A 26,936-nucleotide genomic window follows, 5' to 3' on the forward strand; every position below is an offset into this window, starting at 1 on the left:
TGGGTATGGATATCCGGGTGGTTTTTATGTTGGAGCTGGGGTGAGTTATGATTTGTGGCAGTGGTAGATCAAAGTATGCACATTAACTATTGTGATGTTACTATTTACTTAAGAATGTTAACGAAAAATAGGATGAGAGAGAATAATTACTTTATTTGCAAACTAAAACTATAGTAAAAGCATTACTATAACAAACTTAATACAGTCTTTATTATGAATAAAATATTTGCCTTTGATTATATGTTGTCTCTTTTTGAACAATGGTATAAAGAAGAGGGTAAAGGAACCATGAATTTTCAGAACTGTTCTAAGTTATCCGTGCTTAAACTTCTATTTCTGGCTGCAGTACCTAAGAGAGAAGACTCTAGGGATTTATTAGATGTTTTTGACAATTTTCATGCATTGCCATACGGTCCAGTAGAGAGTGATATATATAATGCTATTCAAGATAAAAAATTGCCATCCTACATCGTAACAGAAAGGTCAATTACTAAAAAAGAAAATGTAATGTTACCTTATAAAATAGAAGATTATATTTCTATAAAAGATGCTGTTAATGCTTTGAAAGAAAAAAACAAACATCTTATATTATTGAATGCCTTTGCTTTGGTGGAAATTACACATAAATGGGAAAGTTGGAAGCAATCTATAAATTTCGCTAAGTTAATGGAGATGTCAAGTTATAAAATGACTGTAGAATCGATTAGGAACGATAGAAATAAATACTTTGAATAAATAAAATAGGATGGGTTCTATATTAGAGCAATGTTATAATCAATTCATAGAAGAATTTCCAGAATCATGGCTTCCAAACGGTAGTGAGGAAGAAGTCGTCTTTTTCAATAAGAATACTCAGATTGATAGTTTTTTTGAGACATGTTTTATACTATTAAGCAAGTCGATTATTTGTGGGGAGTATATTAATGTCCCTAATTTTCTTGATGTATTGAATAACTTTTTGGAAAAGACAACAGTGGAATATGCCCCTCCATCGCTTTCAGAGTCGGGAAGTGAAAAGGTAGACAAGTTATTGTCACGATATAGAGACTTAAATTACTCTATCTATAATGCATTGCAACATTATAATTATTTTGTAACTGTATCGAAAAACAAATTTAGTACTGAGGAAAACAAATATAGATATGGTTTCTATAAACTGAAAAGCATTAAATCAACTGATAAGATTCTTAAATTATTTCCAGAGATAACAATTCCTCTATGTTTATTTGATTATAGGTTTCCTATTGGTGAAGATGAATTCCATAAACTACTTTTAAGTAGAAATAGATTAATGGAATACATCTCTGAAGGTAGTTCGGAAAGAAGAACTGTTTTAGCAATATTGCTCCACAAGTGCCATTTCATAATATGCAAAATTAAAGAAACTCCTTTTTATATTAATTTTGAATCAAATACTGTATGCATAAATCCTAAAGAATTAGAGATAGGATATTATGACGGATTTGTAACAAAAGAATGTGATTCAGAATTAAAAGCTAATGAACTTTTGAATAATATTAACGGAGCAAATCCTGAACTGAAATCATTTGTTTTGTTAATGAAATACTATAAACAAAATCTTACTGATAAGTCTGATATTGTTAAGATGGATTTTGTTTTAAATAAATATTCTGATATTTATCAGATAAAACGGAATTCACAAGAGTTTATAAACCCTAGTAACTCAATAGAAGAATATAATAAATTCTCATTGAATTCTATTTTAAATTTCCTGCATAATTGTCGTTTTTCATTTTATACACAAAAATGCAATCCTAATCTAAAGCAAATAAAAGAAGAACTTCGACATATAGAGAATATACAGGCAAAAACTGGAGTGAAAAATTTTCATCCATATGAGAAAGCTATAGAGGCTATTACTAAATGTATTGAACTTCACATAGAACAAGAAGATTTTGATAATAGGCTTATAGAAGATAAGTTGGAAGAACTTAACCGCGTGATTGTTTTATACGAAGAATCTTATGAATGGAGTCGATCTCACCAGTTTTTTCCTTTTCAATTACCATTTGAGGAGTCTATGTATGGTGTAAGTGATGAATCTATTAAACTATTTGTGCCTTCGGCTTATGCTAGATATATTAACTATAATATACTAAAAGAACGGTTAGAGCAATTTAATAGGACTAAAGAGTATTTGAGGTTTCGTTGCGATTTATCAATGGAAAGGAAAGAAATAACTCAGATAAAAGATGATATTAAAACATCAGATAAAAAAGCTTATGATTTAATAGCAATATTTACAGCAGCTATTACGTTCCTTTTTGGTATTGTAAATATTTTCATAAACAATACAATGTTGGATTTATACCAATTAATAGCTAACACGATAGGCTTTGGGATATTACTATTACTTTTTGCATCTTTATATTTATTTATTTCGCCATTATTAATTCAAAGGATAAATTGGTGGCAGTATTTTAAAACAGGTCGTTTTATAGCCGGTATAATATTAATAGTTATGTATGCTATATTAGCTTTCACATTATCAAGTGTAAGTAGGTCAGTAATAGATAAAATAGGCAAAACGGAATCTATAACAAAAGATTCATTATATAATAAAGAGAAGTTAGAAATACAGCAAATAAAGGCAGCCCAATAAGCTGCCTTTATTGGTATATTCATATTTCAGTAACAATTCAGACTTATTTATGACGTGCACCGGTTTTCCGTCGGGGCTTTTTTGTCCGTTTCTATTTGATTTTTTTCTTGCTCTGTATTTTTGTGAAATAACGTTGATCTGCAATTCTATGAATAGGAAAGTTTATATTGATGGAAATTTACTTGTTAAGAAAGGTATCTTTTATGCCCAAAATATAGTGATGGGTGTAGATGAAATGTTTAAGACTAATGTGGATGAAATTATATGTCCACCTAACGGACTATTAGAAATAACAGAGGACTATGGCTCTATTTTCACTGTCTATTACATAAAAGGCGGGTGTACTTTTTATGGTGGTGAAGATGGATTTATTTACATGTTTGAAACAAAACATGAGGTTACATGTGATAAGTATAAACAAAATATTAAATTAATAGAAAAATTAATAAATGAAGTTGAGGTTCCTGAAAATTTAAAAAATACATATTATCAGCAGCAATATGTTAGTGTTTTTGGTGCTTTAGAATACTTTCTTTTTGATACATTTATGGGGCAAGTTTGTAGTAACTATGATATTTATATAAAGGTACTCTCAAACCATGTAAAGTATTTGGAATATAGTAGAGAAATAAAAAAGATATTGAGAGGAAAGCATAATTTGGAGCAAGAAAAAATGTTTATAGCGCAATCAAAGGAAGTTATTTATCACAATACGAAACAGGTTGCAGCTTTATTTTCAGTTGCTTTTGATATGTCTGTTAATTTGGAAATTTTAAACAAGCAAATAGAGGTAAGAAATGATATAGTACATAGATTTGGGCATACAAAAAAAGGAGATGAGATTCATATGACAAAAGGGAACGTTGTATCTCTTATTGTTAAAACAGATATTTTAGTCAACGATATATCGAAAAGGATTACTGAATTTATAGAAGGGGCGACAGAATAAGCTGCTCCTTTTTTATGCATATTTTATTTGATAATACCTCTTGGTTTTGTATTTTTGTGGAGTAACTTTGATTTTATAATACTATGAATAGATTTTTATTAGCTGCTTTCCTTTCTTTTGTTGGGATTGTATTGTTTGCTCAAACTCCGTATAAGACATACTGCAATCTTATCGGTGATGAAAATTCACTAAAGAAGGGTGTTGTAAGTGTAAGAATTGATTATGGACAAGATGATTTGAAAGATAATAAGTTCGTAGATGAAAATGGGAAAGAGATAAAGTTCCGCACAATGGTTTCAGCTATGAACTTCATGTCTAAACTTGGTTGGCAATTGGAGCAAGTCTACAATCGGATTGACCAAGTTGATGGAAGCCCCATGATTATTTGGGTCTTATCGAAAGAGATTACCTCTGAAGAAGAAATAACAAAAGGATTTCAGACCAAACGAATGTATGATACCTCTCAAGCTCATAAAAATAAGGTAAAGGTAGACTAATGGCTGTTTTTTGTACTGCAAAGTATTTCAGTTATTATCCGACTTTATCGGTTGAAGGAATTTGTTGGAGGAGCGGTTGAGTAAATCGCTCCTTTTTCTTTGTTTTTCCTATTGTAATAATAATTCTTCTCTATTTAGTTAGGTGTTTCGTTATATATGGGGTTTTTATATAAATAATATTTATATTTGTATCCTAATCTCAGGTATTGTATTATGAATGACAAACAACAACTCCTTATTAATTGCACATCCCTTATTCCTGTCATAGGAACCTTGATTTTAATAAAGGTTGCCAACGACCAGCTTGTCACTATGGTTACTGCCTATGTACTTTGTGGAGAGCTTTTGGGCGTATTGGTTAGCCGGATATTGAAACTGTATCATATTGATGTGGTTTTTGTTTGGTTGGGCGGGATTCTTCTTTGGCTTTGGTATTGCTTTGGGGTACAGCCCAGCTATATAGGTTGAAAGATTTTGTTGAAGGATTAGTTAAATCTTTAATATTATGGCAGAACTCAAATATACCTATGCTCTTGATGATAATGAAAATTGCGTTAACATTGAAAATGCTCAGAAAGGAATAGAATATTTATGTCCTCATTGCAAAGGGAAAATGATTGTAAAAGAAGGTTCTGTTAAGGTAAAGCATTATGCTCATAAGATAAGACCACAAGATTGTAGTTATGAAACTTATCTTCATGCTCTTGCAAAGAAAAGAATTGAAGAGTGGTTTAATTCAGATGAGACATTCAATATCTCTTTCAGAACAAAAGATAGATGCCCTAATTTTGCACATTGTCTATGGAACCATAACAATACCCTTTCTTCTTATTGTGAGAAAGAATCGAGCCAATCTTTTAACTTAAAGAATTATTACAATGTAATCACTCGAGAAAAAACATATAAGGGGTTTCGTGCAGATTTGCTTCTTACCAATTCGGAGAATAAACATGAACCTGTTTTCATCGAAATTTTAGTTTCACATCAGTGTGAAAAGGGAAAGTTAGTGTCTGGGATACGTATTATTGAGGTGGTTCTAAATTCAGAATATGAGTTGAATACTATCATACAAAGTGGGACAATTTCCGAGAACGAACGAGTGAATTTTTATAATTTCAAACGTAAATGTGGAATATCTGAAACTGAAGGTTTGATGCTTAATAAGTTCGTATTATTGGATTCTATGCAAGGCTTTTGTCCGAGTAATCGTAGTAATTGCAAAATATATACTCAGAGACATTCATCTGCTATATTTGAAATTACATTCGATTATTTGACGAATCATACTACTACATGGATAAACCCTTTTGTCTTTGGTTGGGCAATTGCATATAAGAATTATGAAAATGTGAAGAATTGTTTTTTATGTAAATATTATAAAGAAAATTACTATAATCAGAGGCTATGTTGTTTATATAAAAAGAAAGGAATTGAAAAATATTGTAAATCTAATCAGGCTATAGGATGTAATGAATTTACGGTTGATGAAAGTGTTATCAGTGAGAACCACAATTATTTGCCGCATATTACATATAATGTTTGGGAGAAGGGGATGGATAAATATGGAGTTGATTATGATATTTTGGAAAAAGATGAATAATTAAGAATGTTTCAAATCCCCCGTAGGTTCAACTACGGGACGGTGTCAATCTAAAACACACCATGAAAAGCAAAGTAGGTCTATTCTATTATAGATAAATCATCGTCAACTCCATATTGATTACATCCAAAAGCTGCACACATCAAAATAAAACGCTCTTTTATTCCTAATCCGGTATATCTATCTACGGCTCCACTACCTTTAGCATGGAGACCCGCTACATATTTGTCTATCTGTACCTTGTTCATTAAATCCACATGAGTTTTACGGGCAAGTTTACTGCTTGCAATCTCATATATAGGTTTGTACTCGTTTGTTCCGAATTGGGTATTAAAAATGGCAACTTTCCTATTAATCCCACAAAATTCAAGTAACTTTTTAATTTGGTAGTTATATCCAGTTTCTCCATTTCCTTCAGGATAGTAAGGGAGTAAGGCTTTGTTAGCTGAGGTATCTTTATATTTCATTATAATGTCATAGGCTACTTTTATTATGGGAGTTTTTATTTCTGTACGTATCAATCCATCCCTATACGTTTTTTGAGGTAGATAGTGAATAAATGGTATCCCTTCTTCAACGCCTATATTATCAAAAGTAAATCGCCTAAAATCACCTATACGGCAACCGAAACAACATTGAACTATGAACACGTCTTTTACTCGCTGCAATACTTCAGGACATTCTTTGCAAATAATTTCATTAAATTCTGTTTTGGTTAAAAAGAAAGGTTCATCATATTGTTGCTTCATAATAGACTCTTTTTCTTTGCCTATTTTACGGAAAGGAGATACGGGAATAATATCATTGCTTTCAAGTTCTATCATAAATGCTTGTAATAACAATAGTTTCTCAGCAATTGTATTTTGGCTTCTTTCCTTTGAAGGTATGTTTCGTTTGTTCATGTCCGCATATAATTCAGGATATTTTTCAACCAGAGTATATTCTTTACGTAGGAAATCACGAAAGTTTAGAATATGTTCTTTTTTGAATTCATTAATTGGCAATCCATTAATACCATTGACAATAAAGAATCGGGTCAGTTCCCTTATCACTACATCGTAATGTTTCTTTCTTCCAGTACCGATTACACCCGTATTTAACCATCCGTCAACATAACGCTGAAACATGCTGCACATGGATTCTTCTTTATTCTTGATATTGTATTTCTCCGGATGAAGATGTTGGTCTATCAGAATTTCCAGTTTTTCACTTGTCAATTCTTTATTACCTCCGTAAATAGATAAAATGAGATTTTTCCGCTCCTCAATAGATGTATTAAATGATGTTCTTGCATCTAACTTTATAATGCTTTTGGCTTTATACTTTTCAGTCTTGGCATCCCAAAGAATAGGAGAGACCATAATCTCTGATTTATGGAATAACTGTACGCTGCGTCCGTCTGATAAACGAAATCTGACGTTTACTTCTTTATCCTTCTTTCCGGTTCTTATAAATGCTTTTACTGTGGTCATATATTCTCTGTTATGTCGGTTGTGCAAATGTACTAAATTTGCACAACTCAGTTCAAATATCGTACAACATAATGCAATAGTATGCTATATAATGTTTTATATATGTCTGATTATTAATATTATGATGTGTATATTAGTTTTACAGTATTTTATATTTTCAATCGCAACGGAATCACAACGAAAAGGCAAGTAGTCGATAAAACTGCTTGCCTTTTATTGTTTTTAGAGGGTGAAAAATATTCAACTTAACGGAGCAGTAGAAAGTCCGTGGGGATTTTGTTTGATGTAATAATACAGTTTTATTTCATTTCTTTTACGCCCGCTATCCCCCTATAAATAGGACGTTTTGGAAGGGTGGAAGGGGTACAAGTGTAAACTGAAATCCAAGAATATTCCTTGTTTTTATATACATGATAATCTGTTTTGACGTATATCAAAATGAATTATGATATACATCAAAACAGATTTTTGCCAACTGAATACTTCTTGCGCAAGTAGTGATTTGAGATTGTTATTGAGGGCGCAAAACTACAACCCCAAAAACAAGGTACGCAATGTGTATCTATTTGAATGCTTATGTTCAAATGCAGCCGCTGAGTTTTTTAATGCTAAAATAAAATTGTTCAGAGCCAATTTGCATGGAGTGGCTGACAAAAAGTTCTTTTTTTAGAATTGATTATACATGTTTATTCCCACTAAATCTCTGCCGAGTCCCTTTCAGTACGTTGCTTACTCCAAATAGGCAGGGCTGCATTTATACTTTTACTTGAATAGCAATTGCGCCATATGGTACAAGCTTCTGCGCCAAGTCAGAAATTCATGTGCTGTGTCGGGAGACACGAACGAGGTGGCGTTGAAGCCGGCAGCTTTTAGGTCTTCTACAGCTTTGGTCACACCTGTAGGATTTTCTTTGCTTCCGCAGCTGATGAAGATACCTGCCACTTGGTTCTTGTCTTTGATGTCATTCGGAGTATAGATACCACCACTCAATAATCCATAGTAATTGAATACTTCAGGACGACGGAGAGTAATCAGTTTCGTTTCGAAGCCGCCCATGGAAAGTCCTGCCATAGCACGATGTTTCTTGTCGGCCAGCGTGCGGAAATTGCTGTCAATGTAAGGTATCAGCTCGTCTACCAGCACTGTTTCAAATTCTTTGGCTGTGAACTCGTTGATATGTCCGAACTTTACATCGTTCGTCATGCCGTAGGTCATTACAATGATGAAAGGTTCTATCTTGCCTTCGGCAATCAGATTGTCCATGATGAGATTGGCATGTCCTTGATTGGACCAAGCTGTTTCATCTTCTCCCCAACCATGTTGCAAGTAGAGAACCGGATATTTCTTCTTGTCTTTGCCGTAAGTGGGCGGAGTGTAGACGAATGCGCGGCGGTGGGTATTGGTGCTCTTGGAATAGAAATAGATTTGCTGTACGTTACCGTGAGCCACTTCCTTCATGGCATAGAAATCTGCATCGTGAGCCGGAATTTCAATACCGCTTTCCCAACGGCAGGAACCGTAGTAATTCTTTGCGCCCGGGTCGTTGAACACACCACCGTCAATATCGAGGTGGTAATAGTGGAATCCTTCGTCCATAGGTCCTTCGGTAGTACCTACCCATACGCCGTCTTTATCCTTGCGGAGAACTGTACCTCCACGACCGCCCAAACCGAGGCTGACAATGACTGACTTGGCGTCCGGAGCCACTACGCGGAAACGGGCATATCCCTGAGAGTTGACCATAGGATATTCTTGTCCCGGTTGGTTGAGTACGGATGGACGAAAATCTTCTTTCACTACCGCATTGTCGGCTGCAGGGTCAAAATTCTTGATGAGGTTGTACACACGCTTTGGCTTGTAGTTCTCGTCGTAGGGCAACGGATAGTTGCGTACACCAACCCATGAGTCTTTGTCGGATAGATTCCAAAAAGTAACGTTGCCTACCACATCCTTATGTTTACGGAGAACCTTGAACAGACGTGTATATTGGTCTTCCTGAAGTGTTTTTACCGTTTGGCTGATATTGCCGGCCTCACGGCTGAAATTGAGTTGTCCTCCCATTTCCTCGTTGGCGCGGATATCCAGTTCGGTGATATGGATGTGCTTTACTATCGTAGAGTATTTTGTCAGGGCGGCATCTACGTCTTCCATGCTCGGACCGTAGATGTTGTAATGTCCCTGCATACCGATACCGTCAATGGGGATACCTTCTTCTTTCATAGATTTCACCATGTTATAAATGCGGTCGCGCTTTTGCGGATCGGCGGCGTTATAGTCATTATAGAAAAGGAGTGCGTTGGGGTCGGCTTCACGAGCATAGATAAAGGCTTTTTTGATGAATTCGTCACCCGCTATCTGATAGAGGGGAGAATTGCGGTAAGGGCTCGGTTTCTGCCCCATACCTCTCCGTCCACCTTGCCAGCCACCGTCGGAGATTGCTTCATTCACTACGTCCCATGCATATATCACGTCTTTGTAGCGTTCCATGATGGCTGTGATGTGGTGCTTCATGTTCTGAAACAATTTTTCTTTCGATACGAGGTTTCCTTTTTCGTCCTGATACATCCATTTGCCTATTTGGGCGTGCCATATCAGGCAGTGTCCGCGGAGCTTGATTCCGTTGTTACGGCAGAAGTTGGCAATCTTGTCGGCATTCTCCCAGTTGAACTGTCCGTAGGCCGGTTCGGTTGGTTGCGGTTTCATGTCGTTTTCCGCAGTGATACTGTTGAAGTCCTTTTTGATAATGGCAATCTGTTCAGGATTTGTGATGTTGCGCATATTTACTGCTACACCAATGGAGAAGTAGTCTTTGTAAGCATCTTTTAGTCCTGTTTCATTGTTTTGTGCCAATCCGCTGCTTGCGCCCATGACGAATGCCAATGCGCAGAGGGAAAATTTAAATAAATGTTTCATACAATAATAAATTAAAGGTTTTACTTTACGATTACAAAAGAATGCTTTTTGTACAAAAAGTAACTATATCTATGTTACACATTCTTTTTTGTATGATACATATTTCAGAAAAATGAAGAAAAACGGTATATTTAGATAATTTCATCGTTCGGAAATGTCACTCCCCAGTCCCGCCTTAGCTCATCCATTATGCGCATGATACGCAGGGTTTCGCGATGTGGCATATAAGGAGATTCCAGCAATCCTTGTTCGAGAGCCTCGAAGCTGGCGATAACTTGATATTCGTAGCCTGTAATCTGAGGAGGGGCAGGATATTCAGCGGTCAGACGGTAATCCAAGTCGTAAACACGCGCTATTTCCGGATTGTTGATATTTTCCACAATGATATATCCTTTATCACCCGAAATTATTCCCTTGCGATCGCTGCGCGGATACATGGAACTGTTTAGTACCGCCATTCTGCGATTACTGAAAAACTGTGTGATGCTTTCTTGGTCGTCCATTCCCGTGTCGGTCTTGGTACAGGCGGATACGGTACGTTCTATCTCGTCTCCATAAATCATAGCGGCAAAGTTCAGTGCATACACGCCGAGATCGAGTAAGGAGCCTCCTGCCAGTTCGGGGCGTTGCATCCGTTCCTTTTCCGAAACGGGGTAACATAGATTGGCAGTCAGTGTATAGGGATGTCCGATGACACCTTGCCGAACCAATTCGATAACTTTGAGTGACAGAGGCATATAACGGGTCCAAATGGCCTCGGTGATGAAGACCTTGCGACTTTCGGCAAGTTCCAGCAATGTCTCGGCTTCGCGGGCATTGGCGGTGAATGCCTTTTCGCAAAGTACGGGTTTGTTGTGTTCGATGCAGATACGTGCATGTTCGTAGTGCAAGGCATGGGGAGTGGCGATGTACACCAGTTCCACGTCATTGTCCTTGACCAGTTCTTCGTAAGAGCCATAAGCGCGGGCAATACCGTGCTTGGCGGCAAAGCTATCGGCGTGCGCTTGTGTACGGGAGGCGATGGCGAGACATTCGTAACCCTTCATTCCTGCAAGAGTGATTGCCATTTTTTCGGCAATCCAGCCGGAACCGAGGATGCCTACAGTGTGGTTCTTTGTATTCATACTGTTTGAAACGGTTATTAAAGTTTATATTAAATATATACGATTGCGTTATTTTCTCGGGGTAAAGGTACGAAGATATGGATTTTCATCAGATTATTCAATTGTTTTTTCAGGCTTTGTGCGAATTTCCTGCATTTATCTTTTTTAGGCTTCGCGGAACTTCCTATCTTTGCACTCCTAAATATAGAGATAAAACTGTAACATTTTGGACTGGCTATATAGTTTGTTTATCGAACATTCCGCCCTGCAGGCAGTGGTGGTACTCTCGTTGATTTCCGCTATCGGATTAGGCTTGGGGAAAGTGCATATTTGCGGCATTTCCCTTGGTGTGACGTTTGTTTTCTTTGCCGGTATTCTTGCCGGACATTTCGGATTGTCCATTGATCCGCAGATGCTGAATTATGCGGAAAGTTTCGGACTGGTGATATTTGTGTATGCGTTGGGGCTGCAGGTAGGGCCCGGCTTTTTCAGTTCTTTCCGCAAAGGCGGCGTGCAACTGAATATGTTGGCTCTGGGTGTGGTGCTGATAGGCACGTTGATGACGGTGTTGGGCAGCTACGGACTGAATATTCCGTTACCGAATATGGTGGGTATCCTTTGTGGAGCTACGACCAACACACCGGCTCTGGGTGCGGCACAACAGACATTGAAGCAAATGGGACTGGAATCCAGCACCCCGGCTCTGGGTTGTGCGGTGGCGTATCCATTGGGTGTGGTGGGAGTGATTCTTGCCGTATTGGTAATACGCAAGGCTTTGGTTTGCAAGGAAGATTTGGAACTGAAAGAGAAAGACGATGCGAACAAAACCTATATTGCAGCGTTTCAAGTACACAATCCGGCTATTTTCAATAAAAGCATCAAGGAGATAGGCGGGCTGAACTATCCGAAGTTCGTTATTTCCCGTTTGTGGCGGGATGGTAACGTAAGTATTCCTACCTCCGAGAAGATTATCAAAGAGGGAGACCGTTTATTGGTGGTGACTTCGGAAAAGTATGCTCCGGCATTGACCGTACTGTTCGGTGAACAAGAGCATACCGATTGGAATAAGGAAGACATTGACTGGAATGCCATAGACAGCCAACTCATTTCACAACGTATTGTAGTGACGCGCCCCGAGCTGAATGGAAAGAAGCTGGGTTCGCTGCACTTGCGCAATCATTATGGCATTAATATCAGTCGTGTGTATCGTAGCGGCGTGCAGTTGCTTGCCACTGCGGAACTGACCTTGCAGTTGGGCGACCGCCTGACAGTGGTGGGTGAGGCTGCCGCCATACAGAATGTGGAAAAAGTGTTGGGAAATGCTATCAAAAGTCTGAAAGAGCCCAATTTGGTGGCTGTATTTATAGGTATCATTTTAGGACTGGCTCTGGGGGCTATTCCCATTTCCCTGCCGGGCATCAGTGCTCCGGTGAAGTTGGGATTGGCAGGTGGCCCGATTATCGTAGGTATTCTGATAGGCACTTTCGGGCCGAGGATGCATATGGTGACTTATACTACACGTAGCGCCAATCTGATGCTCCGTGCCTTGGGGTTGTCGCTCTATCTCGCTTGTCTGGGACTGGATGCAGGGGCACACTTTTTCGAGACGGTGTTCCGTCCGGAAGGCTTGCTGTGGATTGCTGCAGGTTTTGCGCTGACTGTGATTCCGGTGCTGATAATGGGTGTGATTGCCTTTAAATGGATGAAGGTGGATTTCGGTTCCATGGCAGGTATGTTGTGCGGAAGTATGGCAAACCCGATGGCACTGAATTATGCCAACGACACTATTCCGGGTGACAATCCGTCAGTGGCTTATGCTACGGTATATCCGATGTGTATGTTCTTGCGGGTAATCATAGCGCAGGTATTGTTGATGTTTTTGTTGAGTTGAGAATTAAATGTAGTATTAATTACTGATAACCGAATATAAATCATAAATCTAAAATCATAAATCTTGTCATGGGAACTATTACTCCGGAAAGTATAATCAGTGACTTGCGCTATTTGCAATTATTGTCGCGCAGTTTTCCTACCATAGCCGATGCCAGTACGGAAATAATCAATCTGGAGGCTATTCTGAATTTGCCTAAGGGTACAGAACATTTTCTTACGGATATTCATGGAGAATACGAAGCTTTTCAACACGTATTGAAGAACGCTTCGGGGGCAGTAAAACGGAAGGTGAATGAAATCTTCGGCCATACGCTGCGCGAGAGTGAGAAAAAAGAAATCTGCACGCTGATTTATTACCCGGAGGAGAAGTTGCAGTTGATAAAGGAACAGGAAACCGATTTGGACGATTGGTATCTTATCACTTTGAACCAGTTGGTGAAAGTGTGCCAGAACGTATCTTCCAAATATACACGCTCGAAGGTACGCAAGGCGTTGCCGGCAGAGTTCTCGTATATCATTCAGGAGTTGCTGCACGAGTCCAGTGTGGAACCTAACAAGCATGCGTATATCAATGTCATTATCAGTACGATAATCTCGACCAAGCGTGCGGATGATTTTATCATAGCCATGTGTAACCTTATCCAACGGCTTACGATTGACTCCTTGCACATTGTGGGAGACATCTATGACCGTGGCCCGGGCGCACACATCATCATGGATACGCTTTGCGATTACCATAACTTCGACATTCAGTGGGGCAATCATGATATTCTGTGGATGGGAGCCGCATCGGGCAATGATGCCTGTATAGCGAACGTAATCCGTATGTCCATGCGCTATGCTAACTTGGCAACGTTGGAAGACGGATACGGCATCAACCTGTTGCCGTTGGCTACATTTGCAATGGATACTTATGCGGATGACGCCTGCACTATCTTTGCCCCGAAGATGAACTTTGCCGATGCCAATTACAATGAAAAGACATTGCGCCTGATTACACAGATGCATAAAGCAATTACGATTATCCAATTCAAACTGGAGGCGGAGATTATCAACCGTCGTCCGGAGTTTGGTATGGAGGGTAGGAAGCTGTTGCATAAGATAGACTTTGAACGGGGGGTATTTGTGTACGAAGGAAAAGAATATGAATTGCGTGACAGCAATTTCCCGACCATCGACCCGGCTGACCCGTATCGCCTGACTGATGAAGAACGGGAATTGGTGGATAAGATTCATGCTTCGTTCATGAACAGCGAGAAACTCAAGAAACATATGCGTTGCTTGTTTACCTACGGCGGTATGTATTTGGTGTGCAACAGTAATTTGTTGTACCATGCGTCTGTACCTTTGAATGAGGACGGAAGTTTCAAGCATGTACGTATCGGTAAGAAAGAGTATTGGGGACATAAGTTACTGCAAAAGACCGACCAGCTTATCCGTACCGCTTACTTTGATGAGGACGGTTCCAAAGAAAAGAATTTTGCATTGGACTATATGTGGTATATGTGGTGCGGGCCGGATGCACCGTCTTTCGACAAAGACAAGATGGCGACTTTTGAGCGATACTTCATTGCGGACAAGGCTTTGCACAAAGAGAGTAAGGGCTATTACTACACGCTCCGCAACCGTGCCGATATTTGCGATAATATTCTGACTGAATTCGGGGTAGAACCGGGTCCTCATTCACACATCATCAACGGGCATGTACCTGTGAAAATCATCAAAGGCGAGCGTCCTATAAAAGCGGACGGCAAATTGCTGGTGATTGACGGTGGTTTCTCCAAAGCTTATCAGCCCGAAACAGGTATTGCCGGATATACATTGGTGTACCACTCACACGGTATGCAGTTAGTGCAGCACGACCCTTTCCAAAGCCGTCAGAAGGCGATTGAGGAGGGACAAGACATCAAATCTACAACATTCGTCATTGAGTTCAACTCGCAGCGTATGATGGTGAAAGATACGGATAAGGGCAAACAGCTTATTACGCAAATCCAAGACCTGAAGAAGTTGCTTGTAGCATATCGGACAGGATTTATCAAGGAAAAAGAAATCCTTTAAAACAATACCACACCGCCCTCTATAATGGCACCTTTGTCAAAATTGGCGTTCCTGTTGTAATACCTATCCCAACCATAACCGCCTGTAACGAATACTCCCAAGTGTTTGGGCAGGCGGTATTCAAGGTTGATGCGGGTTTGGAGGGAATAGAGGCGGGCAGGGAAGCCGTAGTCTTTGTTTTTGAAAGTTTCCACATGTTGGTAGCCTAAATCACCGCTGATGAACAGTTGTTTGTATACAGGCAATTCCAAACCTGCACGGTAGAACAGTGCGCCGGAGAACTTATCGCTGAAACCGAGGTAATGTGTACCCCCTCCAAGAATGGTGTAGAACAATTCGTTTTTGAAGCGGGCTGCCATATTCAGTTTTGTGGTGTTACCGCCAAAAATCATCATCTGCACCTTTGTGTTCGGATTGGCATTCACCAGTCCCAACTGGAAACCGTCCAGCTTATCCTTGTAATAGTTCACCAAACCTATCTGAAGACCTTTGGCATGGACAGCCACATTAAAGGGAGCGAGTTGCACACCGACGGACGTGCTTCCTGTGATATTTCCTAAACCGGAAATCTGTATTCCTTTCATATCGCCGCCTACCACATTCAGCAGTCCGGATGCAGTGACACCTGCGAAGTCGCCGCCCGAAATGTTGGCAAGTCCTGCAAGCTGTACACCGGCGCTTTTTTCACCCGTAATATTCAGTAAGCCGCCCATGATGACGCCATTGCTGTTATCCCCTGTAATGTTCGCCAGACCGGAGAGAACCACTCCCTGCGCATAACTGCCGGTAATGCCCACCAGACCGGAAACGGACAAACCGCTGAGATTGCTCCCATTGATATTGGTTATACCCGCTACCTGTACGCCCCGCATACTTCCACCCACCATATTGGATATACCGGAGAATTGTACTCCGTTCATATCTCTGCCTACAACAGCTCCCAAGGCATTTACTCCCAAACCGTTCAGGCAGTTCATGGCGGAAAAGATACCGAGATTGAAGAAAGTACTTCCAACAGTGTCCGTACGTTGTGTGGCAATATTTCTCCAAAGAGAAAGGTTGATGCCTGTTTTTTCTTTACGGATGGGTTGTTGCTTGTTTACTTGGGCATGAACTGTCCCGGCTGAAAGCAGGGACAGGCAAATGAGTGAAAATATACGTTTCATAATTCTTTATAGCATTTCATCCGGCCATGGAGCCAGCTGTCCGGTAGTGTGCAGTGTAGGACGCTGTGCATCCACTGACCGTAGGTAGTTACTTAATTTTTTGGATAGCTTCTTTACGAGTTTCGGGTTCTTGGCGGCTACATCATGCTTTTCGCTGATGTCGGCCGGGATATTGAACAATTCGTGCTTGCCGCTTCCGAAGTAGTACACCAGTTTCCATTCTCCGGATCGGATGGAGCAGGTAGCGCCTATGCCGGGTCCGGAAGGACCCCAGCTATGCGGATAGTGCCAGTAGATGTCACGGGAGGGTATTTTACCTTTGCCGGTAAGTAGGGGCAGAAAGCTGATGCCGTCGCGTTGCTGTACGGTATTGTAATCCTTCACCCCGGCTATTTCGAGAATGGTAGGGAAGAAGTCCTCTATCATCAGATAGTGGTCGCATTTGGTTTTGGCGGCTACTACACCGGGCCAACGCACAATCATCGGTTCACGCACTCCGCCCTCGTAGGCTGAACCTTTTCCGCTGTTGAGCGGGTAGTTCTGCACGTGCAGCTGTCCGGCACGAGTGTGTGCGGCCAATCCGCCGTTGTCGGACATGAACAGAAGGACGGTGTTGTCGGTCAGGTTGTTTTTGTCCAGATAATCCATTATGTCGCCGAGACTCTTGTCCATGCCTTCAATCAGGGTGGCATACGCGGCTTCTACCGGGGGAAGTCCTTTGTCCAGATACTTCTGATAGAAACGCATATCGGGCTGAATCGGTGTATGGATGGCATAATGCGCCATATAAAGGAAGAAAGGCTTGTCCGTTTCCAGTGCATCATCCAGTGCTTTCCCGGCTTCTATGGTGAGGGCTTCGGAGAGGAAGATATTCTTTCCATGATACTTCTCCAGTCCGGGTACAGCTGCCAGCGGACTCTTTCCTCCGGGTTTGTTTCCGAAGTTATTCATGCCGTAGTAGCTGGCGGGAGAGCCAGCCGCATGACCGGCTATGTTTACGTCGAAACCCATTTTCAGAGGATCGGCCCCGGGAGTATCGTTAGCGCCGAAGTGCGCTTTGCCGCAATGTATGGTGTGGTAGCCGTTGTCCTTTAGCACTTGTGCCAGTGAGGTGATATGTGTGGTACGCTCCACGCCGGGTTCTTGACAGATGCCGTTGACGTTCCATTCGGGGTAACTCAGAACCGAGTCCGGCTTTTCGTGAGTGGTGTTCTTGCGCAATGTCCAGCTTGTCACCCGGTGGCGTGCAGCGTTCATTCCCGTAAACAGGCTGACGCGTGTGGGTGAGCTGACACTGCAAGCATAGGCTTGCGTAAACATTTTACCCTGAGTTGCCAAACGCTCCATATTAGGCGTATGATACGTATCGTTGTAGCGGGTACGCTGTGTCCAGAAAGGCAGGGAAGTATCCTGCCAACCCATATCATCCACTAAAAATAAAATGATATTGGGACGTTTCTCCGCAACGGGTGCTACTTCGCTTGGCGGCATTGCTTTTGCTTCTCCTGCCATTCCACATAACGGAAGTAGCGCGGCAGATAATAATAATTCGTTTTTCATTGAGAGGTTAGATATGTTTCTTCTTATCCTTTTGCTTCCTGATACAAGAAGCGTTTGATGGATTTCTTAGGCGTTTTTTCAAATTCTTCAGGATATATCTTCATCTTTGAAACCTGACAGTAGGCAGGGAGTTCAGCATTCAGGGCTACACGATTCTCTTCCATGACACGTTCTATGTCGTCATTGGTGAGACCGTGGGCAAAGGCGTCGTCAAAGTCGGGATATACCAATCCTACAAGTTTTTCGTTTTGCTGTACGATGATGCTTTCAGATACGTACGGCAGGTTGTTCAGCTTGTCTTCTATCTCTTCGGGGTAGATGTTCTGTCCGCTTGGGCCAAGGAGCATATTCTTGCTGCGTCCTTTGATGGTGACATTGCCTTGGGCATCCATAAGGGCGAGGTCGCCGGTATGCAGCCAGCCGTCTTTGTCCACCACCTCTTCGGTGGCCTCCGCATTCTTGTAGTAGCCCAGCATGACGTTTGGACCGCGGCAAACAATCTCACCGGGGATATTCTCCGGGTCGGGAGAAAGAATCTTCACTTCCATACGCGGGGCGGCTTTACCGCAAGAGCCGGGTTTGAAGCGTGTCCAGTCTTCATAACAGATGATAGGGCCGCATTCCGTCATACCGTATCCTACGGTGTAGGGGAAGTCTATCATACGCAGGAATTGTTCTACTTCTTGGTTGAAGGCTGCACCGCCTACAATTACCGCTGCAAAATTACCGCCGAAAGCCTGTATCATTTGTTCGCGTACGGTGGCCTTTATCTTGTCGTTGATAATGGGCACTTTCAGCAACAGTTTCATGGTAGGCGTTTCCAGTTTGGGCAATACGCTCTTCTTGATAATTTTTTCGATGATGAGCGGCACGGCTACAATGAGGTTGGGCTTTACGTCGGCAAAGGCTTGGAAGATAATCTTCGGGCTCGGCATACGGGTGAGGTAATAGATGTGGCAGCCTACGGAAAATTCATACAGGAATTCAAAAGCCAGTCCGTACATATGCGCCATTGGCAGCATACATACCAGTTTGTCTCCGGCTTTCAGCGGCAACACTTCAAAGGCGAACTTGGTATTGGACCACAAGCTGCGATAGGGCAGCATTACGCCTTTCGAGTAGCTGGTTGTACCTGAGGTATAGTTGATGACCGCCAGTTCTTCGGGCAGGTCTTTGTGATAATCGATGTGTTCCTTGCGGAAGTTCTTGGGGAATTTCTTGCCGAACATCTCGTTGAGGTGCTCTCGGGCGTAAGTGACCCGTTCGTTGCGTGATACCAACAGGGTGAAATCCGTCATCATGAAGATGCCTTCCAATAGCGGCATGGCGCTTTCATTGAGGTTTTCCCACACTTGGTCGCCCACGAAAAGAAGCTTGGCTTCGGAATGGTTGACGATGTTGTGCACATTGTCCGCTTTGAACTCATGGAGGATGGGCACAATGACTGCGCCATATGTCAGCGTAGCGAGGAAGGTTACTCCCCAGTGTGAGCTGTTACGTCCGCAGACAGCGATTTTATCGCCTTTCTTGATGCCGCTCGCTTCAAAAATGATATGCAGTTTTTCTATTTTGCGGGCTACATCTTTGTATTGCAGGGTCGCTCCCTTATAATCGGTCAGGGCGTCCAAGTCCCAGTTTTCTTTGATACTATTCTCTATATAGGCGATAAAACTTTGTTCCATTATATATTGCACATTTAGTTGAAAATTGTGCAAATATAAGGGTTTATATAGAGAATGCAAACTTTTAGGGGAAAATAGTACCTCGGCGGACTTTCTAAAACTCTACGGTGATACCCAGAGTGGGCAGCAGGGTTCCGCTTTCCTGTTTGAGGTATTTCATCTTATAGCGTTGTTCGGATGCGGGTGCGGAGGGATTTTCAATGACTCCTGTGCTCATTATGACATCCGGTTGCTTCAGTTTGCTTCCGGTCACATTTTGCAAATCCAGATAGATTCCCACCATGCAACGGCGGAGGTAGAACGATTTGTCTGCACGTATGTCCAGTTGGGCGAAATCGGGCAGTCGCCCGGTATTGTAGAGTGAGTAGTCGTAGTAAGGTTGTCCTTTGGCGTTCCATGCTTCCACGAGCGATGATTTCTCTTCATCGTAGGGGGTGTAGGGCGCACCGCCTATGTAGCTCAGTTTGCCGCCTATGCTCCAACGTTTGGGCAGGTTGTACGTGCCGCTCATATTGAGGATGAAACGGTTGTCCCATGCGGACGGAATGTACTTATCTCCGGAATGGTTGCGGTACTCGCTTTTATAGAGGGTGAAGGAAGATACCAAATTGAATCTGCCGGATACCTGCCACCTGAACATGGTTTCCAGTCCATATGCCATGCCATCGGCGGTAGAAGCAAGCAATTCATTACCCACCACTCCGTAGTCATTGCCTTTGCAGGCAAGCGGGATATTGTCTTGCAGGGAGAGGGGGATACGGTTGTAACGCTTGAAGAAGCCTTCGGCTGAAACCATAATACGGTCGTGCAGATGCCAGTCTATTCCGATGCTGCCCTCTGTTACCTGCATATATTTCAGTGCTTTGTTGAGGTAAACCCCTTCGTTATTCTTGTAGCCCAGTGCCGTGTAGGGCGGCAACTGGTGATAAAGTCCGGCGCTGCCGTTCAGAATCCATTGCTCCGACAGTTTGTAGGAGGCGGAGAGACGGGGAGACAGTTGTTTCCACAATTGTTTCATGCTGCGGTTGTAGTTGTTGCCATCCATGCGGATGCCGGCGGAGAGGGTGAAACGATTGTCGCGGGTGGAGTAGCCGGACGAGAAGAAAGCTCCCCAACCGATGATGTTGAGCGAGGTTTCGTATAGTGAGAACGGGTTGCCGGAGTTACCCTTGTACAGTAGTTGCCGGGAGTTGTTGGTATAGATGGAGTTAGTGAGTTCCGCACCCTCTTTCAGAGTCCATTGTCCGAGGCGGGTTTGGTTCTCGAACAGGGCGGTGGTTTTCTGTTCTACCGAACGGAGGCGCAGAGTGAGGTTGTCCTCGGAGGAATCGTCGTTGTTGCGGTATTTCAGGTTACGGTTGTTCAGATAGTTATGGCTGAGGGTTACGGACTGTACATGTTTTCCGGCGTAGTGCCTGTACGCGGCTCCTACGGTGAATGTTTCCTGATGGATGGCGGGCAGGTAGCTTAGCAGGTATTCGGCATCTTCTCCTTTTTCATCCGTATTCAGTTTCATTTTGTCGATGCCTGTCAGGGCGAGTACGGTCAGTTCGTCATGTTCAGTCAGTTTGGTTTTGATTTTGAACTGTCCGTCTATGAAGTTGGGCAGGAAAGGCAGTCCCAAGACTTTGAATAGCAGTTGCAGGTACGATTGCCGTACGGAGAAGAGATAAGTGGTGCGGTCATTGAAATGCCCGCTTCCGCTCAGGGATACTTCGGATGCTCCGAGGGTTGCTTTGAAAGTCTGTTTGTCGGGGTTGCCGTCACGCAGGCGGAAGTCGAGAACCGAGCTCAACGCTCCGGAGCGGTTCGTGGGGAATGCACCTGTATAGAATGTAATCTCCCGTACGAGGTCGGCATTGACGATACTCACCGGACCTCCCGATGCTCCTTGCGTGGCGAAATGGTTGATGTTGGGAATCTCGATGCCGTCCATGTAGAAACGGTTCTCGGAGGGTGCGCCGCCCCGTACAATCAGGTCGTTGCGATAGCCGACGGGTGAGAATGACACTCCCGGATAGGCGCGTACAATGCGGGAAACGTCCCGGTTGGCTCCGGGGCTTTTCTCAATTTCCTGCAGGCCGATGACGCGCATACTTACGGGGCTTTCTATGCTTCGCCGGAAGGGGGAAGGCGTTACGACTACCGCTGCCAGCAGGTTGGCGTCTTCTTCCATCTCTATCTCGATGAGCGGGGTGGAGGCGGAGACTATATATTCCGGGGTAGATGAGGTGACATAGCCTATGCACGTGGCTTCAAAGCGGTATATTCCCGGAGGAACTTGTTCGATGCGGAATATGCCGAGTGAGTCGGTGGAAGCCCCCTTGCCGGGAATGCCCGCTACCATCACATTGGCGTAGGCAACGGGTTTCCGGGAGTTCCTGTCAATGACTTTTCCCCGCACAGGGTAGGTTACGGTAGCGGCTGTAACCACTACCGGGGCGATATACAAGAGAAGTATCAGCCATACTACGCTACCGATGTGGCGGAGTGCTATTCCCATATCGTTTACTTGTCGTTGCCCAAGTACCAGCGGTACATCCGTTCCACACCTTCCTCAATGTCAATCTTATGCTGCCAGCCCAGTGCGTGCAGCTTGCCGGGGTCGGTGAGTTTGCGCATGGTTCCGTCGGGTTTGCTACTGTCGAAAGTCAGTTTTCCGCGGTAGCCCACTGTGTCCACAATCAGTTCGGCAAGTCGGCGGATGGTGATTTCCTTGCCCGTGCCAATGTTGATGTGGCAGTTGCGGATGTCCTTGTCGCCGCATTTGTAGGTATCTTTAAAGTCTACGTGCTCCATGACGAACACGCTGGCATCCGCCATTTCTTCACTCCAGAGGAATTCGCGCAGCGGTGTTCCCGTGCCCCAGAGTTTCACTTCTTCTTCATTGATGCCGTATTTGGCGAGTATGCCCAGTATCTCTTCGTTGCTGTTGCTGCCGTTGACGCCTTCCACGGGACGTTGGTCCATGTCGCGGCGTACGGCGTCCCAGTCGCCCTGTTGCAGGCAGTGGGCGAGGTGTATCTTTCGAATCATGGCGGGGAGCACGTGGCTGCGTTCCAAATCGAAGTTGTCGTTGGGACCGTAGAGGTTGGTGGGCATAACGGCGATGTAGTTCGTACCATATTGCAGGTTGAAGCTCTCACACATTTTCAGTCCGGCAATCTTGGCGATGGCATACGGTTCGTTGGTGTATTCCAACGGAGAGGTGAGGAGTACATCTTCTTTCATCGGTTGTTCGGCATCACGCGGGTAGATGCAGGTGCTGCCCAAGAAGAGCAGTTTCTTCACGTTGTGGCGGAAGCTCTCGCCGATGACGTTTTGCTGTATTTGCAGATTCTTGTAGATGAAGTCGGCGCGGTAGATGCTGTTTGCCATGATGCCTCCTACGAAGGCAGCGGCGAGGAACACATATTCCGGTTGTTCTTCATCGAAGAAACGGCGGACGGCTACTCCGTCCAAGAGGTCGAGTTCATTATGGGTTTTGCCTATGAGGTTGGTATATCCTTTCTCTTGCAGGTTTTTCCAGATGGCAGAGCCTACCAATCCGCGGTGGCCTGCGATGTATATTTTTGCGTTCTTGTTTATCATTGTGATGACTGCGAATGGTTTGTTCTTCGTTTATTTATTCAAATCTCTTTGCTTCTTAAATGCAGTTTGTGTACGAACTTCATGTCATGTTCCGCCATGATGCGCACCAACTCTTCAAAGCCGGTCTGCCGGGGATTCCAGCCCAACAATGTTTTGGCTTTGGTGGGGTCGCCCAGTAGTTGCTCTACTTCGGAGGGGCGGAAGTATTTGGGGTCTACCTCCACCAGTACCTTTCCGGTGCGGGTGTCGATACCTTTTTCGTCAATGCCGGTACCCTCCCAACGCAGTTGTATGCCTACTTCCTTGAAGGCGAGTGTGGCGAATTCTCGTACGGTGTGCATCTCTCCGGTGGCAATCACGAAGTCCTCCGGGGTGTCATGTTGCAGGATGAGCCACATACATTCTACATAGTCGCGGGCATATCCCCAGTCACGGCGTGCGTCGAGGTTTCCCAGATAGAGCTTGTCCTGAAAACCTTGTGCTATGCGTGCGGCGGCCAGTGTGATTTTCCGGGTCACGAAAGTTTCTCCGCGCCGTTCGCTTTCGTGGTTGAAGAGAATGCCGTTTACGGCAAACATACCGTAGCTTTCGCGGTAGTTCTTCGTAATCCAGAAACCATATTGCTTGGCTACGCCGTAGGGGCTGCGCGGGTAGAAGGGAGTAGTTTCTTTTTGGGGCACTTCCTGCACTTTGCCGAACAGTTCGGAGGTAGATGCCTGATATATCTTTGTCTTTTTTTCCAGTCCGAGGATGCGTACGGCTTCAAGCATACGCAGTGTGCCCACGGCGTCTGTTTCGGCTGTATATTCGGGCACGTCAAAGGACACTTTTACGTGGCTTTGTGCGGCAAGGTTATATATTTCGTCCGGTTGCACTTGTTGGATGATGCGGATGAGCGAGCTGCTGTCCGTCATGTCTCCGTAGTGCAGGTTGATGGTACGTTTCTGTTTCATGTCGCGCACCCATTCGTCGAAGTACAGATGTTCGATGCGTCCGGTGTTGAAAGATGAGGAACGGCGCATGATGCCGTGCACTTCATATCCTTTTTGTAATAGGAATTCTGCAAGGAACGAACCGTCCTGTCCGGTGATTCCGGAGATTAGAGCTTTCTTCATTTATCTTTAGTTTTTATGACCGTTGTTTTGAACGAGCAAAATTCGTTATTTTTTGCGAGACGGCAAAATATAACTACTGAATTAAATAAGTGAATAGGTATAGTTAGCTTATATCATCTGTCATCCAGAGCGTAGCGAAGAATCTACTCTCTTGGCATAAATTAAAATTCAACACTCTTATATCTAAAGGGAAGATAAAAACGGCTTACCGAATAATGAACGCATTGGGTGTCCAAAGATAGCATAAAAGTTAGAATCTATGAAGTAAAGGAGTCTTTATTTTAGTCATGGAATGATGATGCAAAATTAAAGTAAGATTGCTTTCTTTGCATATGAAATTGATAGGTGTAGCTGTGGGATGCGGCGGATTCTTGCTGTACATCGCCACCCCTAAAGGTAAGAGATGGTTCGGCTCTTTATAGAATTTGCTTCTTTATAAATATAAAGCCTCGTTTTTTCAAACGAGGCTTTTTTTATGATTCTGTTTTTCAATATCCTATGGCTTTACAAAAGGCTCGCCGTCGGGACGTATGGTACCGCTGTCGGGGCCCATATCGATGGGATAGGACTGGTTGGCGACGACGTCGGAGTAAAGGATCTGTACCAGCTTTGGGGGATTTTTGGCCATAAAAGTTATGCTTCCGGGAAATACATAATATACTTCGTTAGTAGTCAATTCCTTGGCAGATCCAACAATGGCGTGGGTGATGCTGAAACTGCCGTTGGCAGGCTGTGTGTCTATGCTTTGGGGAATATCAATATTGGCCAAAGCGGTGTTGGTGTTGCTTATTCCGGTTATATCCAACCGCACCAGTTCGCTTTTGAATTTTAGCGGAATGGCGGCGGTAGAAGCTGTAATTGTAATGTTTGTGGAGGTTGCTTTCATTACGATGTTCTTTTCGGTAAGGGTCATGATATTGCCGGACAGGGTGCCGTTGGTATAGATGGCTTCTATCTTGACGGTGGCGCCTGACGGGACGGAGAGTGCCGGGTCGGGGTCGCTCCAAGTGCCGGTACTGCCGCTGATGGTGTATGTGGCGGTGGAGTAGGCATACGTGGTGGTTCCGTTTAGGGTGATTGTTGCGGCAAGATATATCTTGTCGCCGTTCTCCCATGTCAAGGTTGTGCCCGAATCTGCGATGCGGGTGTTGGAATTTCCTGTTACTTCCACAAAGGGGACGGTCTCGCTTATGGCGAGGGTAAGTGGCTGCGGGTCGGCAGAGGGCAGCCCGTCTTGTTCCGTGCAGGCAGCACAGAGTACTAATAGGCTCAGGCTGCATATGCTGAGCGTACTGTACAGGGTGTGTAAGAGATACTTTTTCATTGTTATGCTGTTTTCAGGTTAGGGGGTAATGTTCAATTTACTGTAGTTTATTCTGGGATACTTATTGTCGTCAGCGGACGTAGCATCTGCCCAGTATGTGGAGGATAGCCACTGCTTGCCTGTATCATCTATAAAATATGAATTGGTAGAGGGATCATACTTTATGAACTTGAATGTGTTGGTTGATTGAATATAGGTTTTCATAATCGTCATTACGTTGCTCGTTGAACCGTAAGTATGGCAATTATCACGAGTACCGCCACTGGGTGCGAAAATGTTATAGACAAAAACATTTCCCCAGTCATTCCAGTTGGGTATAGTGCGGCTATCTCCGTAACAGTTTTGTAGTGTACAAGACAGTGCATTGCCGGCAAAACCGCTAAAATAGAAATTGTTCATCCTAATACCGTTCTTCAGAGTAGGATGTGTGAGATTAATCTCCGTATAGGTATAGCATGATGCACATTTAAAGGTAGAAGAGCCGGCATAGCCTATAAAACCGCCTGCAAACAATTCTCTTGAGTCCGCCGTACTGGAACTCCCTGTGAAAGTGATATATATTCTTCCCGTAGAATAAGAACCGAGAATTTCGTCGAAACTACTGCCGTCATCGCTGGCAACGAATCCTCCTATCCTGATATTATGAGTGCTGGCTGCATTGATTGTTTCCAACCTTATGTCACCTGAAGAACGGCAGGATGCGATGTTACATCCGGATATATCTCCTATGAATCCTCCTACATAACAGGAGTAAAACGTAGGACTGTTACTGGTGATGAGAATGCCGCCTTCTCCTATTGTAATATCAGAGCGACAGAAAGATATGTAGGTATTGCTTGCTTTTCCTATTAATCCGCCTGTTGAAGGAGGTGTATTGTAATTATATTTATCGCAATAAATTATCCACATATCTCCGATGGCAGAACAGGCTGTTATGTTTCCTCCGAGGGCTTGTCCCACTAATGCTCCTGCAGATTCAATGTCCCTTTTTAGGTCTATATCTACATTTCTCAGGTGTATGCCCACCAGAGTGCCACTGCTTTTACTGAAGAGACCGGTGGGGTATCCCTGACTATTGTGGGCGGTTATCTTCAAATTCCTTATGGTGTAACCGTTCCCGTTGTAGGTTCCGGTAAAAGCCCTGTCTTTGCCTATCGGAGTCCAGTCGGTAGCGTCATCGGCATAGTTGGTGGTGTTTTTGAGGTCTTGCAAGTTGATGTCGGCTATTTGTATGGCTTTCTTATCTGTGGCTTTGCCATTATTCACCAGATCACGGAAAATGGCGAGGTCTTCGGCGGTGGATATATAATAGTCGTACTGATTAGGTACAGGGGTAGGTTTGGGCTTTTCCTGTGCATCCCATGCCATGTCTGCATCTACTGCGATG

At 43.4% G+C, this 26,936-nt stretch carries 18 protein-coding genes and 2 pseudogenes; 9 read left to right on the forward strand and 11 right to left on the reverse strand.

The window, feature by feature from the left end; genetic code table 11:
• Positions 1–213 precede the first annotated feature (213 nt).
• From DW121_RS15360 to DW121_RS15385, 6 genes are all read left to right on the forward strand, one after another.
• Entirely contained in the window at positions 214–735 is a 522-nt protein-coding gene (locus tag DW121_RS15360; protein WP_118324459.1) for a type II toxin-antitoxin system antitoxin SocA domain-containing protein, read from the forward strand.
• A gap of 10 nt (positions 736–745) precedes the next feature.
• A complete protein-coding gene (locus DW121_RS15365) occupies positions 746–2,623 on the forward strand; it encodes a hypothetical protein (protein WP_118324462.1) in 1,878 nt (625 codons plus the stop codon).
• A 148-nt stretch (positions 2,624–2,771) separates the two neighbouring features.
• Positions 2,772–3,572: a hypothetical protein gene (locus DW121_RS15370; RefSeq protein ID WP_118324464.1), complete on the forward strand. Its 801-nt coding sequence runs from the start codon at positions 2,772–2,774 to the stop codon at positions 3,570–3,572.
• Between the two features lie 83 nt (positions 3,573–3,655).
• The gene (locus DW121_RS15375; RefSeq protein WP_118324466.1) at positions 3,656–4,069 is read left to right on the forward strand and encodes a hypothetical protein; all 414 of its coding nucleotides are present in this window, start codon (positions 3,656–3,658) and stop codon (positions 4,067–4,069) included.
• 213 nt (positions 4,070–4,282) lie between these two features.
• The gene (locus tag DW121_RS15380) at positions 4,283–4,537 is read left to right on the forward strand and encodes a hypothetical protein (protein ID WP_118046800.1); all 255 of its coding nucleotides are present in this window, start codon (positions 4,283–4,285) and stop codon (positions 4,535–4,537) included.
• Between the two features lie 37 nt (positions 4,538–4,574).
• Positions 4,575–5,669, forward strand: a complete 1,095-nt coding sequence (locus DW121_RS15385; RefSeq protein ID WP_118324468.1) for a competence protein CoiA family protein — start codon at positions 4,575–4,577, stop codon at positions 5,667–5,669.
• Between the two features lie 80 nt (positions 5,670–5,749).
• On the opposite strand, the gene DW121_RS15390 is transcribed toward DW121_RS15385, so the two are convergent.
• Entirely contained in the window at positions 5,750–7,141 is a 1,392-nt protein-coding gene (locus DW121_RS15390; protein ID WP_118324470.1) for an integrase, read from the reverse strand.
• A 577-nt stretch (positions 7,142–7,718) separates the two neighbouring features.
• On the opposite strand from DW121_RS15390, the pseudogene DW121_RS15395 reads away from it, so the two are divergent.
• Positions 7,719–7,811: pseudogene (locus tag DW121_RS15395) on the forward strand (transposase); the annotation flags it as partial.
• Positions 7,812–7,903: 92 nt separating this feature from the next.
• On the opposite strand, the gene xyn10D/fae1 reads toward DW121_RS15395, so the two are convergent.
• Both xyn10D/fae1 and DW121_RS15405 read right to left on the reverse strand, forming a co-directional pair.
• Positions 7,904–10,054 (reverse strand): bifunctional endo-1,4-beta-xylanase/feruloyl esterase, encoded by a 2,151-nt coding sequence (gene xyn10D/fae1, locus DW121_RS15400; RefSeq protein WP_118324473.1) that lies wholly within the window; start codon positions 10,052–10,054, stop codon positions 7,904–7,906.
• A gap of 131 nt (positions 10,055–10,185) precedes the next feature.
• Positions 10,186–11,178, reverse strand: a complete 993-nt coding sequence (locus tag DW121_RS15405; protein ID WP_117711726.1) for a Gfo/Idh/MocA family protein — start codon at positions 11,176–11,178, stop codon at positions 10,186–10,188.
• Positions 11,179–11,383: 205 nt separating this feature from the next.
• Here DW121_RS15405 and DW121_RS15410 point away from each other — a divergent pair, with 205 nt between their 5' ends.
• Together DW121_RS15410 and DW121_RS15415 are read left to right on the forward strand one after the other, a co-directional pair.
• Positions 11,384–13,048: a putative transporter gene (locus DW121_RS15410; RefSeq protein WP_117711725.1), complete on the forward strand. Its 1,665-nt coding sequence runs from the start codon at positions 11,384–11,386 to the stop codon at positions 13,046–13,048.
• Between the two features lie 68 nt (positions 13,049–13,116).
• Positions 13,117–15,111, forward strand: a complete 1,995-nt coding sequence (locus tag DW121_RS15415) for a fructose-1,6-bisphosphatase (protein ID WP_117711724.1) — start codon at positions 13,117–13,119, stop codon at positions 15,109–15,111.
• Here the strand turns inward: DW121_RS15415 and DW121_RS15420 are convergent.
• From DW121_RS15420 to DW121_RS15655, 8 genes and pseudogenes are all read right to left on the reverse strand, one after another.
• Complete coding sequence (locus DW121_RS15420; protein ID WP_118324475.1) at positions 15,108–16,277, reverse strand: LA_2272 family surface repeat-containing protein; 1,170 nt, start codon at positions 16,275–16,277, stop codon at positions 15,108–15,110. The genes DW121_RS15415 and DW121_RS15420 overlap by 4 nt on opposite strands.
• A 6-nt stretch (positions 16,278–16,283) precedes the next feature.
• Entirely contained in the window at positions 16,284–17,837 is a 1,554-nt protein-coding gene (locus DW121_RS15425) for a sulfatase (protein WP_118324478.1), read from the reverse strand.
• Between the two features lie 23 nt (positions 17,838–17,860).
• A complete protein-coding gene (locus tag DW121_RS15430; protein WP_117711721.1) occupies positions 17,861–19,519 on the reverse strand; it encodes a long-chain fatty acid--CoA ligase in 1,659 nt (552 codons plus the stop codon).
• Between the two features lie 94 nt (positions 19,520–19,613).
• Positions 19,614–22,022: a TonB-dependent receptor gene (locus DW121_RS15435; protein WP_118324480.1), complete on the reverse strand. Its 2,409-nt coding sequence runs from the start codon at positions 22,020–22,022 to the stop codon at positions 19,614–19,616.
• Positions 22,023–22,027: 5 nt separating this feature from the next.
• Positions 22,028–23,110, reverse strand: coding sequence for a GDP-L-fucose synthase family protein (locus tag DW121_RS15440; protein WP_117711719.1), 1,083 nt, complete (start codon positions 23,108–23,110; stop codon positions 22,028–22,030).
• A gap of 38 nt (positions 23,111–23,148) precedes the next feature.
• Positions 23,149–24,225: a GDP-mannose 4,6-dehydratase gene (gmd, locus tag DW121_RS15445; protein ID WP_117711718.1), complete on the reverse strand. Its 1,077-nt coding sequence runs from the start codon at positions 24,223–24,225 to the stop codon at positions 23,149–23,151.
• Between the two features lie 496 nt (positions 24,226–24,721).
• Positions 24,722–25,549: a fimbrillin family protein gene (locus DW121_RS15450; protein ID WP_117711717.1), complete on the reverse strand. Its 828-nt coding sequence runs from the start codon at positions 25,547–25,549 to the stop codon at positions 24,722–24,724.
• 18 nt (positions 25,550–25,567) lie between these two features.
• Positions 25,568–26,936: pseudogene (locus DW121_RS15655) on the reverse strand (hypothetical protein); the annotation flags it as partial.

It is taken from the genome of Bacteroides sp. AM10-21B (assembly GCF_003472565.1).
Taxonomy (GTDB): domain Bacteria; phylum Bacteroidota; class Bacteroidia; order Bacteroidales; family Bacteroidaceae; genus Bacteroides; species Bacteroides propionicigenes.

Bases quoted from the DNA above. Each gene is read 5' to 3' on its own strand.
- DW121_RS15360 (WP_118324459.1), top strand. From the start codon at position 214: ATGAATAAAATATTTGCCTTTGATTATATGTTGTCTCTTTTTGAACAA.
- DW121_RS15365 (WP_118324462.1), top strand. From the start codon at position 746: ATGGGTTCTATATTAGAGCAATGTTATAATCAATTCATAGAAGAATTT.
- DW121_RS15370 (WP_118324464.1), top strand. From the start codon at position 2,772: ATGAATAGGAAAGTTTATATTGATGGAAATTTACTTGTTAAGAAAGGT.
- DW121_RS15375 (WP_118324466.1), top strand. From the start codon at position 3,656: ATGAATAGATTTTTATTAGCTGCTTTCCTTTCTTTTGTTGGGATTGTA.
- DW121_RS15380 (WP_118046800.1), top strand. From the start codon at position 4,283: ATGAATGACAAACAACAACTCCTTATTAATTGCACATCCCTTATTCCT.
- DW121_RS15385 (WP_118324468.1), top strand. From the start codon at position 4,575: ATGGCAGAACTCAAATATACCTATGCTCTTGATGATAATGAAAATTGC.
- DW121_RS15390 (WP_118324470.1), bottom strand. From the start codon at position 7,141: ATGACCACAGTAAAAGCATTTATAAGAACCGGAAAGAAGGATAAAGAA.
- xyn10D/fae1 (WP_118324473.1), bottom strand. From the start codon at position 10,054: ATGAAACATTTATTTAAATTTTCCCTCTGCGCATTGGCATTCGTCATG.
- DW121_RS15405 (WP_117711726.1), bottom strand. From the start codon at position 11,178: ATGAATACAAAGAACCACACTGTAGGCATCCTCGGTTCCGGCTGGATT.
- DW121_RS15415 (WP_117711724.1), top strand. From the start codon at position 13,117: ATGGGAACTATTACTCCGGAAAGTATAATCAGTGACTTGCGCTATTTG.
- DW121_RS15420 (WP_118324475.1), bottom strand. From the start codon at position 16,277: ATGAAACGTATATTTTCACTCATTTGCCTGTCCCTGCTTTCAGCCGGG.
- DW121_RS15425 (WP_118324478.1), bottom strand. From the start codon at position 17,837: ATGAAAAACGAATTATTATTATCTGCCGCGCTACTTCCGTTATGTGGA.
- DW121_RS15430 (WP_117711721.1), bottom strand. From the start codon at position 19,519: ATGGAACAAAGTTTTATCGCCTATATAGAGAATAGTATCAAAGAAAAC.
- DW121_RS15435 (WP_118324480.1), bottom strand. From the start codon at position 22,022: ATGGGAATAGCACTCCGCCACATCGGTAGCGTAGTATGGCTGATACTT.
- DW121_RS15440 (WP_117711719.1), bottom strand. From the start codon at position 23,110: ATGATAAACAAGAACGCAAAAATATACATCGCAGGCCACCGCGGATTG.
- gmd (WP_117711718.1), bottom strand. From the start codon at position 24,225: ATGAAGAAAGCTCTAATCTCCGGAATCACCGGACAGGACGGTTCGTTC.
- DW121_RS15450 (WP_117711717.1), bottom strand. From the start codon at position 25,549: ATGAAAAAGTATCTCTTACACACCCTGTACAGTACGCTCAGCATATGC.